Origin of the sequence: Paraburkholderia sp. WC7.3g (assembly GCF_050436345.1) — a bacterium.
GTDB lineage: Bacteria > Pseudomonadota > Gammaproteobacteria > Burkholderiales > Burkholderiaceae > Paraburkholderia > Paraburkholderia podalyriae.
This window is the reverse complement of sequence record NZ_JBNDMA010000004.1, coordinates 299,816-313,425: the sequence shown is the minus strand read 5'-3', so window position 1 is coordinate 313,425 and position 13,610 is coordinate 299,816. Positions and strand designations below refer to the sequence as shown.

The window sequence follows — 13,610 nt, the reverse complement described above, 5'->3', positions numbered from 1 at the left end:
CGCGCTCAATCGTCCATCGGCCGATCGTTAGGATGCTCGAACACCGCCTTCATCGTGTCGCTCATCGGCATGTCGAGGTTGATACCCTTCGGCGGAATCGGCGACATGAACCACGTTTTATAGAGCTTCCCGCCCTCGCCGTCCCGTTCGATCTTCGCAATCGCGCGATCGACGATCGTCTTCATCGCCGCATCGCCTTTCGGCAACATGCAGGCAATCGCCTCGTGCGTCTGCGGACCGGCGGCCTGCGCGCGCCCGCTTCCGAACAAAGATAAAACAGACGACTTTTGGAGTGCTAGGATGACGCCCGCAACCCGACTTGTTCTGAGAGACGACACGGCCGGGTTGCGGACACGATCGTGAAATCGTTGCGTTGCGCAGCCTGATATTCAAGTACAGAGGAGACACTCAATGAAACTTTCGAAGCTGCTTATAAACGCGTTGGCGCTCTCTGCTCTCAGCTTTACCGCAGTCGCGGCTCACGCCGAAGATCTGCTCGACTCCGTCAAACAGGCCGGAGTCCTGAAGATCGGTCTCGAAGGCACCTATCCGCCGTTCGACTCGCGCAACAAGGACGGCGAACTGGAGGGCTTCGACGTTGATGTCGCGAAGGCCGTGGCAGCGAAGCTCGGCGTGAAGCCGGTATTTATTCCGACCGAGTGGAGCGGCATTATCGCGGCGCTGCAAAGCGGCAAATTCGACGTGATCATCAATCAGGTCACCATTACGCCGCAACGCAAGCAGATTCTTGATTTCAGTCAGCCATACACGTACTCGGCCGCACAGCTGATCCAACGAGCGGACGACAAGCGCGAGTTCAAATCGCTCGACGAATTCAAGGGCGACAAGAAGATCGGCGTGACGCTCGGCACCAACTACGACCAGATGGCGCGCGCAGTACCGGGCATCAACGTGCTGACTTATCCGGGCGCGCCCGAGAAGCTGCGCGATCTCGCCGCAAAGCGTATCGACGCGACGATCGACGACCGGCTGATGCTGCCATATATCATCAAGAACTCGCAGTTGCCGTTGCGCACGGGCGCGGTGCTGAAAGGCGCCGATCAGGAAATGGGCATCCCGTTCCGCAAGGACAATCCGAAGTTTGCAAAAGCACTCGACGACGCGCTAACGCAACTGAAGCAGGACGGCACGCTGAAAAAGATCTCGATGCATTGGTTCGGCACGGACGTGACGCAGCCCATCGCACAGTAATTCTCTCGTCGTTCTCGCGCACCTGCGCCGACTTGCCGAATGGTCGACGCGGGTACACCGTTTGCTCGCCGAGCGGTTTCTCTCGCGGAATCGCTCGCGATCAACGCTTCCATTGCTTCGAATCACGAAGCACGCGCAAATACGCGATTGCGCCCACCTTCCCCTTCGTTCTTCACGTTTCGTCCTTCATGCTGAATGCATGCAGGATGTGCTGCGCCGCAGTTGCCTGATGCTTCGAAAGCGTGCGATGCTTTCGGGGCCATTGATCCGGCCACCTCGTGTCGGACTCGCATATCGCCGGCAGACGGCATCGAATGGCGTGCGATGAGACCAGTGAAATGCCCACAACCTTGGAGGCATCATGAACATTCAGTCACTGTCTCGCACCGGCATCGGATCAAACGCGCATCTTTCTGTCAGCCCAAACAAGTACTTCGTGCCGCGACGTTCGCCGATCACGATCGGCGTCGCATGCATCGCCACGTTCGTGTTCGCGTCCGCGAGCTGTCTGGCCGACACTCAGGTGGGCGCCGCGCTGCCGCCCGCGCCCGACATTCTGTACGGCGATCTGTTCGTTGCCGTGCAGACCGCGCAGATCTTCACCGACCAGAAGACGTTCGTCGACGCGACGCCGAATGGTAGTCCCGCCGCGATCGTGCAGTTATACGAAACGCAGAAGAATCAGTCCGGCTTTTCGCTGCTGAAGTTCGTCAACCAGTACTTCACGCCGCCGCCCGATCAGAGCATCACGCCGCCGCCGAACCAGAGTCTGCGCGAGCACATCGACTGGCTCTGGACCGGCCTCACGCGCACGACGACGAGCGCGCCCGACTACAGCTCGCTGATCCCGATGCCCAAACCGTACGTCGTGCCAGGCGGCCGCTTTCGCGAAGGCTACTACTGGGACACCTATTTCACGATGCTGGGGCTGCAGGAGTCCGGGCGTGAAGATCTGGTCGACGACATGCTCGACAACTTCGCGTACATGATCGACACGTTCGGCCATATACCGAACGGCAATCGCACGTACTACCTCAGCCGCTCGCAGCCGCCGTTCTACTCGTATATGGTCGAGCTCGCCGCGCAAAAGGAAGGCAACAAGGTTTATCAGAAGTACCTGCCCGAGTTGCGCAAGGAGTACGCGTACTGGATGCAGGGCTCGACCAGCACGCCGCGCGGCGGCGCGACGCGCAATGTCGTCGTGCTCAAGGATGGCACCGTGCTGAACCGCTACTGGGACGAACTCGATACGCCGCGTGACGAGTCGTACCTCGAGGACGTGCAGACCGCGCAGCAGGCGAGCGGCCGGCCGGCCAACCAGGTCTACCGCGATCTGCGCGCGACCGCCGAAAGCGGCTGGGATTTCAGCTCGCGCTGGTTCGGCGACAACCAGACGCTCGCCACGGTGCGCACGACATCGATCATCCCGGTCGATCTGAACAGCCTGTTGTTCCATCTGGAGACGACGATCGCGCGCGGCTGCTCGGAGACACGCGACTTCCGTTGCGTCGCGCAGTTCATCGGCCACGCGGCACGGCGCGCGGAAGGCATCAACCGCTATCTGTGGAATAGCAACGGCTATTACGGCGACTACGACTGGCAACTCAGCAAGGCACGCGACAACCAGACACCAGCGATGCTGTATCCGTTGATGGCCGGCGTGGCGTGGCCCGATCGCGCGTGGAAGACCGCGCAGACCGTGCAGAACGTGCTGCTCAAGCAAGGCGGCCTCGCGACGTCGATCTATAACACCACGCAGCAATGGGACGCGCCGAACGGCTGGGCGCCGTTGCACTGGATCGCGATTCAGGGCCTCAAGCGCTATGGGCGCGCCGACCTCGCGCAGCCGATCGGCACGCGCTTTCTCGCGGACGTCCAGAACGTCTACAACACGCAGCAGAAACTCGTCGAGAAGTACGTCGTCGAAGGCGCGGGAGAAGGCGGTGGCGGGGGCGGCGAGTATCCGCTGCAGGATGGCTTCGGATGGACTAATGGCGTAACGTTGATGTTGCTCGATCTGTATGGCCATGGGCAGTGAATCGCCGCGGCATTTTCAGGCGAGTGCATGCCTGCGAGGTTGTGAAGACCTCGTAGGCAAATCATTCCAGTGGAAGCAGAATGATCTGGCTCGCCAATACTGTTCTCGTGCTGCACGCGCTGATCGTCCTATTTATCGTCGGCGGACTATTCGCGATCTGGATAGCCTACGGTTTGCAACTCGCGTGGGCGCGCAATCGCCTATTCCGGACCGGACATCTTCTCGCCATCGGTATCGTGGCGAGCCTTGCGGTGCTCGATGTGCCGTGCCCGTTGACCGTACTGGAGGACCAACTGCGCACGGGAACGGCCGGTTCGCAAGGCTTCATACAGCGCTGGGTTAGCGCGTGGCTGTATTACGACTTTCCGGGCTGGGTGTTCGTGCTCGCGTATGTCGCGTTTTTGCTGGCAGTGATTCTTACCTGGTACCGAATTCCACCACGATCGTGACACTATGCGCATAGGGTTGACTTAATTCTATTTAATGTGCATTTTTCAGCGGTTAAATTTACCATTTAATTGATTTTTCAAGCGCAAATAATTCCGACGGCGTAGCCACGGAAATTCCCAGTCATCGTCGCTATTCAATGCAATAAGGATAAACCACGTCCGCGGTTTTCCGAATCGCATAATCACTGCCGGGTCCCTTGACAAGACCTAGATTCACGGCCTATTTTCAGTCTTGCTGTAAGTATCCGAAAGATTCAATTTTTAAATTTTTCTTGAAATGTCGAGATAAATCGACAGGGAATTCCTTTGTCCATTCAATCGGTAATTGCGGAAAGTAAATAGAAATATAAATGCAAGTATTTTGAATTAATGCATTCGGAAAAAACTGTCCATGCAACCGCTGCGTGCCTATGAGTGCGGTGCGGGTTTTTCGATCTCCAACGCGCGCGACCGGCGAAAAGCGGCCTTTGTGTAGCGGTATCACTCACCAGGGAACGAGATGAAACCAGACAGAAGGAGTACCGACGATGGCCGCGTCCGTCGTCATGGCCGGCTAGCCGCGCTAGGCGCGCTGACACTCGGAATCGTCGTCCTCGCCGGATGCGGCGGCAGCGACGGAGGTTCGTCGGCGTCGGCGGTACCAGGCAGCATGGCGCAGGTCGCCAATCAGGCGCAAGCCGCGTCCGCGCCGCAAACGCCGTCCGCCAATCAGCCCTACATCGATCCCGTCACCTATTCGACGAGTGCGACGTCCGGTATTGCCGCGTCACTGGTCGCGGAAAAAGCGGCGATCATGCATTACCAATGGACGTCCGGCAGTACCACCGTGAACTACACGACGACCACAGGTCACTTGAGCGCAATGGATCTGACCAGCGGCGCACCCGAAGCGACGATGTCCTACGTCGCCTACACGGCGCCGAGCCCAGATGGCAAACCGCGCCCGGTCACGTTCGTCTATAACGGCGGGCCGGGCTCGTCGTCGATCTGGCTGCGACTCGGCTCGTTCGCGCCGACGCGCGTCGCGACCACCGATCCGCTGCTGAACGGCACGAGCTGGCCGAACTACCCGCTCGTGAACAACACCGAGAGCCTGATCGACACGACCGATCTCGTGTTCATCGATCCGCCGGGTACGGGCCTTTCCGAAGCGATCTTGCCGAACACGAATCAGACCTACTGGAGCACCGATGCGGACGCGAACATCATGCGCGACTTCATCATCCGCTACCTGACGGTCAATTCGCGCAGCAGCTCGCCGATCTATCTGTACGGCGAATCGTACGGCACGCCTCGCACCGACATCCTCGCGCTCGCGCTCGAATCGGCCGGCGTGCATCTGACGGGGATCACGCTGCAGTCATCGATCCTGAACTACTTCGCGGATGCGATCGAGGCGGTGGCGATCACGGGTTCGCCCGATCAGCTCGCGCTCGAAACCGATACGCTGAGCGGCTACATGCCGGGCTATGCCGCGGTCGCGGCGTACTACAACCAGGTATCGCCAACGCCGGTGAATCAGGCGCTCTACGCGCTTCGCAGCCAGGCGTTCGTGACCGCCAACTACAACCTGTTCAAGAATTACTCGTTGTACTGGACATTGAGCCAGCTCGGCGCACCCACTTACGCGGGACCGCCGAACTTCCCGCCGACGTGGCTGGAAAAGGTGTGGGACGCCGAATCCGGCCTCACGTTGCAGGCGATGCAGGGCTACTTCAACATCAATCCGTTCAACATCACGCTGGTGCCGGGCTCGACGATCGGCCGCTACGATGGGCGCGTGTCGTTACCCAACTCGGACCCGCGTCTGCAGACCGATGGCGACCCGTCGGACATCCTGATCTCGCAGCCGTTCACCAATGCGTTGGCCACGCAGATGCCGGATTACCTCGGCTACACGGCACCGAACGCGGCGTACATGCCGCTGAACGACGCGATCATCCAGGTGTGGAACTTCTCGCACGGTGGCCAGCCGTTGCCCGACACGATCCCCGATCTGCTCGGCGCGCTGAAGATGAATCCACAGCTGAAGGTGTTGGCGGAAAACGGCTTCCACGATCTCGCCACGCCGTTCTTCAATACCGAGAAGCAGCTTGCGCGGCTCAAGACGGTCCAGGGTCTCAACCCGAATCTGCAGGTCAACTTCTTCCAGGGCGGACATATGATTTATCTGGATGACGTGGCGCGCCCGCAGATGAAGGCGGATCTCGCGGCCTTCTATGGCGGCAAGCCGATAGCAGGCGCACTGACGCTCGCGACGCTGCCTCAGCCGTGGGCCGACGAAGCGTCAGCCGCTACGCCGACGAGCGAGGCGGTCGCCGCGGCCGCGCCCTGATTGATGGTGGTTTCGCTCCGCGCGAGACCCTCTGACTACTTTTTATGGCGAATGATCATGTCTTCAATCGATATCTTGCGACGTACGCTGGCGTTGATCGTCCTCGGTGTGGCCGTCGGCAGTGCGCACGCGTTGCCGCCTCAGCCGGTGGCGCCCGTGACGCTACCCAACGGCGCACACGGCGTGGACGGTCCGTTCTTTCCTCGTAACCGTGCGAACGCGGTCGCGCCGACAACCGGTTCAACGCTGCAGCAGCAGGCTCAGCAGCGCATCGAGAACAGACTGGGCGCGAATTCGGTACTCGGCAACGGCTCGTCGATCACCAAGGCCCAGGCGCAAAACAATGGGCTCGGCTATATCGCCCGTCATTTTGACGAGATCGATTCCGCGCATTCGGGCCGCGTGACGTTAAATGACGTCAGGCAGTATCTGCAGCAGCATCAGCAGTGATGGTCCGTCAGTCCGTTAGTCCGGGATGATGGCCGGCGGTGCGTTGCCATCGTGCGACGTGCCGTCGGCCGTAGCCTGAGCTTCACTTCCCCGTTGCCGCCTGGATCATCTTCCATCCATTGCCAGCCGGATCGCGAAAGCCCGCATCGACGCTGCCGAAACGATCCACCGGCTCCTGCGTGAATTCGACGCCGCGCGCCTTCAACTGCTCGTAGCTCGCGCGACAGTCGGCAACGGACAGCACCAATGGCGGCATCGCGCCCTTCGCGACCATCGCGCGCAGCGTTTGCGCGGTCGCTTCATCGTGGACCGGCGGCCCCGGCATGAACAGTCCCAACTGGAAAGACGGCTGCTCCGGATGCTGGACCGTGAGCCAGCGGTAAGCACCGTTGCGCACGTCCGTGTGGACGCGAAAGCCGAGCTTGTCGACGTAGAACGAAAGCGCCGCGTCCTGATCGTCGACGTACAAACCGACCACATTGATACCCTGATTCATGACTCCTCCCTGGTTGAGGGCTCGACTGTATCGCTGGCCACGCGGCGGCGCTTCTCCAAAACTGCGGTCGGCGGGATCGTATGCGCTGTCGGAAGCGCGACAAACGGCTGGCGCGCCGGTTCAATGCAATTCGTTGAATTCGACGCGCCCGCCCTTCATAACCAGCGGGATGTGCTCGCCCTGGCCGCTCAGGCAGCTCAAGTCGCGCAACGGATCGCCGTCGACCACCAGCACATCGGCATAGGCGCCCGGTACGAGGCGTCCCAGCTTACCAGTCATGCCGAGAATTTCGGCGCCGATGGTGGTGGCGCTGCCGATGATCTCGGCGGGGCTCAGCACTTGCGCGCGGATTGCAAACTCGTCGCTTTGCATACGATGGCCCGGGCCGAGCAGATCGGAGCCGAAGCCCATCTTGACGCCCGCGCGCTTGAAAATCTCCAGCGACTTCAAGCCCGCTTCACGCACGCCACTGGTTGCGCAGCACCGGCAGCATGAAGGCCAGTACGGCGGCATCCATCGCATCGAACACGTAGCCGAGTCCGCCCAGCCATAGCAGCTTCCGATGAAAGCTCGAGTACGGCAGGCGCTCTATGCGTGCGGGAATCGTCGACATAGCATGCTTCCAGAAAGGGGGCGCCGTGGCGGCTGGCATGGTCGAACGAGTATAGAAAGTCGAGATGGACGGGTCTTGGTTGCAAACCGCATCCAACATGCGGATTCCAGCATCACCGGGCGGCGTAGCGCGGCACACATCGGTACTGCGGCTATTCGCCGGCCATGCGGCGGCGCTTCTTCAAAACCGCGATCGTCAGGTCCGGGCGCTGCGCGGCCTTCAGCACGCAAGCGGGCACGCGATCGAGTTCAGCCTGATCGGCGCGTGCCTGCACACGCATCTCGCTCGGGCTCAGGCCGGTGATGTCGCGAAAAATGCGGCCGAACGTGCCGAGGCTTTCCCAGCCGGTCGCAAACGCAATGTCCGTGATGGCGAGGTCGGTGTCGCGCAGCAGCGTGGTGGCCTGCTCGATACGCCGCGTCAACAGATAGCGGTGTGGCGGCACGCCAAAGGCCCGCTTGAACGAACGCGCGAAGTGCGCTTCGGACACGCCGCTGACTTCGGCCAGGCGCCGCACCGGCCAGGCTTCGTGCGAAGCCGCATCGATGCGGTCTTTCGCACGCAGCAGGCGACGCAGCAGCGCCGGGTCTTCGAGTGCGTCGGCGCCGCGCGTCCAGGTTGGCTTGGTCATCGAGTGGCAGGCCTCGTGTTGATCGGAATACGCACTATGGCCACTCGCCTTGGCCGCAGCGCGAGGCCATTGTTGCATGCCTCCGTGTGAACTCCGGGTCACAGGCTGCGATCAATGCTTCCTTATGGGTTGTCGTACAACTGCGCGATCAGTGGATGGCGCGTCGACAGCCGCCATCCTTCGAAAACCGCATACGTTAGGTAAGTTCGGGTAAGTACTGCATGTACGTAAACGAAGTCTTCACCTAACATTCGTATGTCGTCTTACAACTTTCCCTGCGCGGGTCGGCCTATCACGGCACCTTTCACCGGGCCGGAACGCATCTAAACACTCGCATTCCTTAATAACAAGGATGACCCCATGCTTTACAGAGTCACCGTCATAGCATGCCTGACCGCGCTGCTCGCGGCTTGCGGCAGCGGCGATAATGCGCTGCCCGCGTCGAGCACGAGCAGCACCACGCCGGCGGCATCGGCCGCGCCCGCCGCCTTCAAGGTCGGCACCACCACCAACGACCCCAACCTGCCCGCGGCACCGCAACTGCCGAGCGCCGACCAGGTCTGCAGCACGCTCGAAGCCAGCAACAACCTCGTGAGCCAGCCGAGCGGCGCACTCGGACCCGAAGCCGACAACGGCGCCACGTCGGCGATCCTGAATCCGGACCAGGCGCGCATCCAGGCCGCGCTCGACGCCTGCGGCGCCGCCGTGGATGCTCAGGTCGGCGCAGCGATCCAGGCCGCGGACGCAGCGGCAGCCGCGTCGCAAACCGCGGCCGCCGTGCCGAACGTCAACATCAAGGGCGCGTCGGCGCAAACCTTCGCGGGCTCGCAGTATCGCGCGACCAAGTTCGCGGTGCGCCTCGTCGTGTCGAGCACCGCCGCGGGCAACGCGTTCATCACGGGCCCGCTGACACTGCCCTCGGGCGTCACGCTGTGGATCGACAACGGCGTGACCGTCTACGCGACGCGTGACGTGATGGCCTATTCACCGACTGCGGCCGGACCATATTGCGCCAACACCGCGGTCAGCTCGACCAAGGCCGGCAGCTCGGGCAACTGCCTGCCGCTGATCGGTGGCAGCTACCTCGTCAACTCGGCGGTGGTCGGCGGCGGTACGATCGACGGCCGCGCAGCATCGGAAATCGTCAGCTCAAACAACCTTTATCCGCTGATGCGCGTCGACCTGAGCTGCACCAACACGTACGTCGCCTACAAGGCGGGCACCCAGGCCCCGGACGGCACTGCCTGCGACGACGGCGGCACCTTCGTGAACTCGAAGGCTTCGGCGCGTCACATGACGTGGTGGGACCTCGCGTGGCTCGGCAACATGGTCGAGAATGGCACGACCGGTGTCGGCTCGCAGTCGAACTTCCGCATGATGGTGTTCAACTACGCGAAGAACCTGACGCTGTTCGGCATCACACTGCACAACAGTGCGAACTTCCACGTCGTGCCGAGTGGTGTGGACGGCCTCACTGTGTGGAACGTCAAGGTGCAGACGCCGTCGGCATCGGCCTCGGCCAACCCGGCTGGTAACGGCAACCCGAACTACCTGGGCATGGTGCCGACCGTCGATACCGCGAAGAACACCGACGCGTTCGACCCGGGTTCGGCTTCGAAGCCAGTCACGCAGGCATTGACGACCGGTAGCACCACGACTTCGTCGGCTGGCAAGATCGCGTTTGACGGCTACCTGAAGAACGTCGTGTTCGCGTACAACTACATCAGCACCGGCGACGACGACATCGCGATCAAGGGTTCGAGCAACCCGAGCCCGGCAGGTTCGGGGTTGTATGGTGTCGACGGCAATCGCGACGTCGCGACCGATCGCAAGTATGGTTTCGTCATCGCGCACAACCATATTTACGCGGGTCATGGCGTGTCGGTCGGCAGCGAGACCAATGCGGGCGTGACGAACATCCAGGTGTACGACAACTCGTTCGATGGCTCCGAACAGGCGCTGCGCATCAAGTCCGACTGGGCGCGCGGCGGTCTCGTGACGAACGTCAACTACAACAACATCTGCATCCGCAATAGCGGCCAGGCGCTGTTGTTCACGCCGTACTACAGCACGAAGGCACTGTCGAATCCGACTTCGCCGCTGTATCCGGACTTCCACGACATCACGCTGTCGAATATCCATATCATCGGTGGCACGTCGGCGATCTTCGAGGGCTTCGAGGCGAACTCGGGCGGCATCGCGCACGCGCAGATTCCGCTCGGCATCACGCTGAACAACGTGCTCGCCGATTCGCCGGACAACGTCGCGGTCACCGCATCCGACGCGAATCTGACGCTGAACAACGTGAATCTGCCGATCTTCCCGTCGACCGCGAACCGCGTCGTACTGAACGGCTCCGCGTCGCAGCAACTGAACACCGCGAAGGCGGTCGATTGCGGCGCAGCGTACGTCGACTTCCCTGCGATCGGCGACACTTCGACGACCGGCCAGACGTGGGCGGGTTCTTCGCAGTAAGCATCTGGCAGTAAGCGCTCGGCGCTGATGGCAACAGCGTGCGGCGGCGGTGAGCCGCACGCGTCGAGGTAGACGTGTTTCATTCAACGGCCCGTACGGATTATTCCGCACGGGCCGTTTTCATTTGATGCGCTGGGTAGATGACGCGCTCGCCGCCGCGGCCGCTTCACGCGGTCTGCTCGGTCTTGCCGTAAGCGAGCCGGCCGTTTTTCGACAGCAGCACCGCAACCGGCCGCGTCATTTCGAACTCGGAAAAAATGATCGTCATGCTGGCGGTGATCGGCACTGCGAGAAAGGCGCCCGGCACGCCCCACAACGCCGACCACACCGCCATGCTCGCGAGAATCGCGAACGGGCTCAGGTTCAGCGAGTTGCCCGTCAGATACGGATCGAGGATGTTGCCGATCACGAAGTGAATCGCGCTCAGCGACACCAGCACGATCAGGATCGAATTCAGCTCGCCGAACTGCAGCACCGACATCAGCACCGGGAATACGACCGCGAGCACCGAGCCGATATATGGCACGTAGTTGAGCAGCGCGGTCAGTATCGCCCACAGCCCGGCGAACTCGAGGCCGACGCTGCGCATCGCGAGCCAGCAGATCCCACCGAGCAGCACGCCGAGAAACGTCTTCAACGCGAGATAGGCGCCAATGCGCCGGTTGATGTCCGTGACCACGCCCCGGATGCGCGCCGCGTTGGTCGAATTGGCGGTCATGTTGGTCAGCTTTTCGCCGAACGTTCTGCGCTCGACCAGCAGAAAACTCGCATACAGCACGATCACGAACAGGTCGATGATCACCGACGACAGCGACGCCAGCATGCCGGTCACCATCGTCTGAATGTTCAGCTGCGCGAGCACGTTGCGCCGCAGCGACTCCCAGGTCGGCTCGCTTTCGAGGTGCAGCAGCGTCGAAATCTTGTGGATCATCAGCAGCACCGAGTCCTGGTAGCGCGGCGCGAGCGCGACGAGCGCGTCGTAGTTCGCGACGAGCATGTCGACCGCGAAGAAGATCGCGGCGCCGATCAGGAACATCGAGAGTCCGTAGCGCAACTGCACCGGCAGCCGCGGGCCGATTACCGGAATGCGTTGCAGCAGCCGCGTGAAGTCGACCACCACATACACCGCGATCGCGCCGAATACGATCGGCACGAAAACCGCGCGCCCGATAAACAGCACCCAGCCCACAATCAGCAGCAGCACCACTACGCATACGGACGCTTGCAATCTGTCGGTCATTACTGCCCCCTTACACGGCGGGTCGCGCGATGGACAGCACTGATCTTCGCACAGAACGATGACAGCTCACAGAAAAAGCGCGACAGATCGTTCCGTCGACCGACTCGGGGCCGACACCTCGAAATGCGCCAGCAGAATGTCGCGAAACGTTGTGATGCGCCGGACTCCCTGGTGAAACCCATCTGCTACGCTGGGCTAAACGGTTTCAATCACCTGACGTGGTCCGACGCGAGCGCCTGCGCCACGCGGTGGCAGCGCACGGCCGAATCCACGCAGTGAAGCCCGCGCCGCGCGTGTCCTGCGATGGCCGCGCTCTGTCTGTGCGTGATGTTCGACTACACGCATCCTTCTGATCTCACGGCATGGAGTACGAGATGCTGCAACGTCTGGGGTCGCGATTCGTCGCAATGGGTCTGGTGTTGACATGCGCCGCTTGCGGCGGTGGTGGCGGCAGCGGCGCGGACTCGGCTGGCACCGGCTCGAACGGCGCGGCCGGCGCGACCACGCCCGCATCGAATCCGGCGCCCGCGTCGAGTCCGACACCGGCATCGAGTCCGACACCGGCATCGAGCCCGACACCGGCATCGAGCCCGTCGGGCGCATCCGACGCCAGCGCCACGACACCCAAGCTCGCCGCCGCGACGCCGATCATCGACGGCACGACGCTCGGCGGGGCCATCTGGCCCGCGGGCGCCACGTCATCGGGCGGAACCGGTCAGCCCGTCGGCGGACTGAACTGCGCGTTGCGCAGCACCGCGTACACGTACGCGCATCTGTCGATCTACCAGAACGGGCAACTACTGACGCTGCCGCCCAGCATCGGCATGGTCGAGCCGACCATGACCACGCCGACCGGCTGCGCGTATCCGGTGCACACGGTCGATTCGAGCGGCAAGATCCATATGGACGCGACGACCGGCGCGACCTATACGCTCGGCCAGTTCTTCTCGATCTGGGGCGAGCCGCTGAGTGCGTCGAACGTGGCGGGTCTGAGCGGCGCGCCGATCGCGATCTACGTGAACAACGGCGGCACGCTCACGCAATACACGGGCGACCCCGCGAGCCTCGTGCTGACGCCGCACGCCGAAATCACGATCATGGTCGGCACGCCTGTCACACAAGTGCCCACCTACACGTGGACCGATCCGCCGCCGTTCGACCCGAACCCGGTCACGCTCGTCTTTGGTGGCGTGGTCGGTACCTCGTTCTGGCCGAACGGCACGACGTCGACGGGCGGCACCGGCACGCCGGTCGACGGCCTGACCTGCGCGCCGGACATGAGCGTGCTGTATCACGTGCACGCGCACCTCGCGATCATCAAGGACGGCCAGTGGCTCGCGTTGCCGATGAACGTCGGCATTCTGTCGCAATGCACGTATGAGATGCACACGCACGACAACACCGGCATCATCCATATCGAAGCGCCGAACCTCAAAACCTATACGCTCGGCGAGTTCTTCGATATCTGGGGCGAGCCGCTGACGAACACGAACGTCGCGGGCATCATGGGCAATGTGGTTGCGTATATCAACGACAACGGCGATTCCCGCCGCTATATGGGCGACTTGCGCAGTATCGAGCTGACGTCGTTGCGCGACATCACGCTGCAGATCGGCACGCCGCCGGTCAGCACGTTGGCGACGTATTCGTGGTACGAGCCGCAGTGACGTC

11 protein-coding genes and 2 pseudogenes are annotated in these 13,610 nt (G+C 62.0%); 7 read left to right on the top strand and 6 right to left on the bottom strand.

Annotation, left to right across the window (positions count from 1 at the left end):
• Positions 1-5: 5 nt before the first annotated feature.
• Positions 6-209: a hypothetical protein gene (locus tag OKW43_RS34775; RefSeq protein ID WP_246530278.1), complete on the bottom strand. Its 204-nt coding sequence runs from the start codon at positions 207-209 to the stop codon at positions 6-8.
• A 202-nt stretch (positions 210-411) separates the two neighbouring features.
• Between OKW43_RS34775 and OKW43_RS34770 the strand changes: the two genes are divergently transcribed.
• The 5 genes from OKW43_RS34770 (at position 412) to OKW43_RS34750 (ending at position 6,484) form a co-directional block, all read left to right on the top strand.
• Entirely contained in the window at positions 412-1,212 is an 801-nt protein-coding gene (locus tag OKW43_RS34770) for a transporter substrate-binding domain-containing protein (protein WP_187637640.1), read from the top strand.
• A gap of 361 nt (positions 1,213-1,573) precedes the next feature.
• Complete coding sequence (gene treA / locus OKW43_RS34765; protein ID WP_429452911.1) at positions 1,574-3,250, top strand: alpha,alpha-trehalase TreA; 1,677 nt, start codon at positions 1,574-1,576, stop codon at positions 3,248-3,250.
• A gap of 80 nt (positions 3,251-3,330) precedes the next feature.
• Positions 3,331-3,699 carry a DUF2784 domain-containing protein gene (locus tag OKW43_RS34760; protein ID WP_187637642.1) on the top strand — a complete coding sequence of 123 codons (369 nt, stop codon included), beginning with the start codon at positions 3,331-3,333 and terminating at the stop codon, positions 3,697-3,699.
• A 499-nt stretch (positions 3,700-4,198) separates the two neighbouring features.
• Entirely contained in the window at positions 4,199-6,034 is a 1,836-nt protein-coding gene (locus OKW43_RS34755; protein WP_429452909.1) for a S10 family serine carboxypeptidase-like protein, read from the top strand.
• A 51-nt stretch (positions 6,035-6,085) separates the two neighbouring features.
• Positions 6,086-6,484 carry a 2-oxoglutarate dehydrogenase gene (locus tag OKW43_RS34750; protein WP_429452907.1) on the top strand — a complete coding sequence of 133 codons (399 nt, stop codon included), beginning with the start codon at positions 6,086-6,088 and terminating at the stop codon, positions 6,482-6,484.
• Between the two features lie 82 nt (positions 6,485-6,566).
• On the opposite strand, the gene OKW43_RS34745 is transcribed toward OKW43_RS34750, so the two are convergent.
• The 4 genes and pseudogenes from OKW43_RS34745 to OKW43_RS34730 all read right to left on the bottom strand — a co-directional run bounded on the left by OKW43_RS34745 (position 6,567) and on the right by OKW43_RS34730 (position 8,224).
• Positions 6,567-6,980, bottom strand: a complete 414-nt coding sequence (locus OKW43_RS34745) for a VOC family protein (protein ID WP_429452905.1) — start codon at positions 6,978-6,980, stop codon at positions 6,567-6,569.
• A 120-nt stretch (positions 6,981-7,100) separates the two neighbouring features.
• Positions 7,101-7,445 (bottom strand): annotated as a pseudogene (locus OKW43_RS34740) (amidohydrolase family protein); the annotation flags it as partial.
• 1 nt (position 7,446) lies between these two features.
• A pseudogene (locus tag OKW43_RS34735) lies at positions 7,447-7,593 on the bottom strand (MFS transporter); the annotation flags it as partial.
• Between the two features lie 151 nt (positions 7,594-7,744).
• A complete protein-coding gene (locus OKW43_RS34730; protein WP_187637646.1) occupies positions 7,745-8,224 on the bottom strand; it encodes a helix-turn-helix domain-containing protein in 480 nt (159 codons plus the stop codon).
• A 360-nt stretch (positions 8,225-8,584) separates the two neighbouring features.
• Between OKW43_RS34730 and OKW43_RS34725 the strand changes: the two genes are divergently transcribed.
• Positions 8,585-10,699: a glycoside hydrolase family 28 protein gene (locus tag OKW43_RS34725; RefSeq protein ID WP_429452903.1), complete on the top strand. Its 2,115-nt coding sequence runs from the start codon at positions 8,585-8,587 to the stop codon at positions 10,697-10,699.
• Positions 10,700-10,865: 166 nt separating this feature from the next.
• Here OKW43_RS34725 and OKW43_RS34720 read toward each other — a convergent pair whose 3' ends face one another.
• On the bottom strand, positions 10,866-11,939 hold the full coding sequence (locus OKW43_RS34720) for an AI-2E family transporter (RefSeq protein WP_429452901.1): 1,074 nt from the start codon (positions 11,937-11,939) through the stop codon (positions 10,866-10,868).
• 374 nt (positions 11,940-12,313) lie between these two features.
• Between OKW43_RS34720 and OKW43_RS34715 the strand changes: the two genes are divergently transcribed.
• Positions 12,314-13,606: a hypothetical protein gene (locus OKW43_RS34715; protein WP_429452899.1), complete on the top strand. Its 1,293-nt coding sequence runs from the start codon at positions 12,314-12,316 to the stop codon at positions 13,604-13,606.
• The last annotated feature ends 4 nt before the right edge of the window (positions 13,607-13,610 follow it).

Excerpts from the sequence above, each read along its gene's own strand:
- OKW43_RS34730 (WP_187637646.1), bottom strand. The coding sequence starts at position 8,224 with ATGACCAAGCCAACCTGGACGCGCGGCGCCGACGCACTCGAAGACCCG.
- OKW43_RS34750 (WP_429452907.1), top strand. The coding sequence starts at position 6,086 with ATGATCATGTCTTCAATCGATATCTTGCGACGTACGCTGGCGTTGATC.
- OKW43_RS34770 (WP_187637640.1), top strand. The coding sequence starts at position 412 with ATGAAACTTTCGAAGCTGCTTATAAACGCGTTGGCGCTCTCTGCTCTC.
- OKW43_RS34745 (WP_429452905.1), bottom strand. The coding sequence starts at position 6,980 with ATGAATCAGGGTATCAATGTGGTCGGTTTGTACGTCGACGATCAGGAC.
- OKW43_RS34755 (WP_429452909.1), top strand. The coding sequence starts at position 4,199 with ATGAAACCAGACAGAAGGAGTACCGACGATGGCCGCGTCCGTCGTCAT.
- OKW43_RS34715 (WP_429452899.1), top strand. The coding sequence starts at position 12,314 with ATGCTGCAACGTCTGGGGTCGCGATTCGTCGCAATGGGTCTGGTGTTG.
- OKW43_RS34775 (WP_246530278.1), bottom strand. The coding sequence starts at position 209 with ATGTTGCCGAAAGGCGATGCGGCGATGAAGACGATCGTCGATCGCGCG.
- treA (WP_429452911.1), top strand. The coding sequence starts at position 1,574 with ATGAACATTCAGTCACTGTCTCGCACCGGCATCGGATCAAACGCGCAT.
- OKW43_RS34760 (WP_187637642.1), top strand. The coding sequence starts at position 3,331 with ATGATCTGGCTCGCCAATACTGTTCTCGTGCTGCACGCGCTGATCGTC.
- OKW43_RS34720 (WP_429452901.1), bottom strand. The coding sequence starts at position 11,939 with ATGACCGACAGATTGCAAGCGTCCGTATGCGTAGTGGTGCTGCTGCTG.
- OKW43_RS34725 (WP_429452903.1), top strand. The coding sequence starts at position 8,585 with ATGCTTTACAGAGTCACCGTCATAGCATGCCTGACCGCGCTGCTCGCG.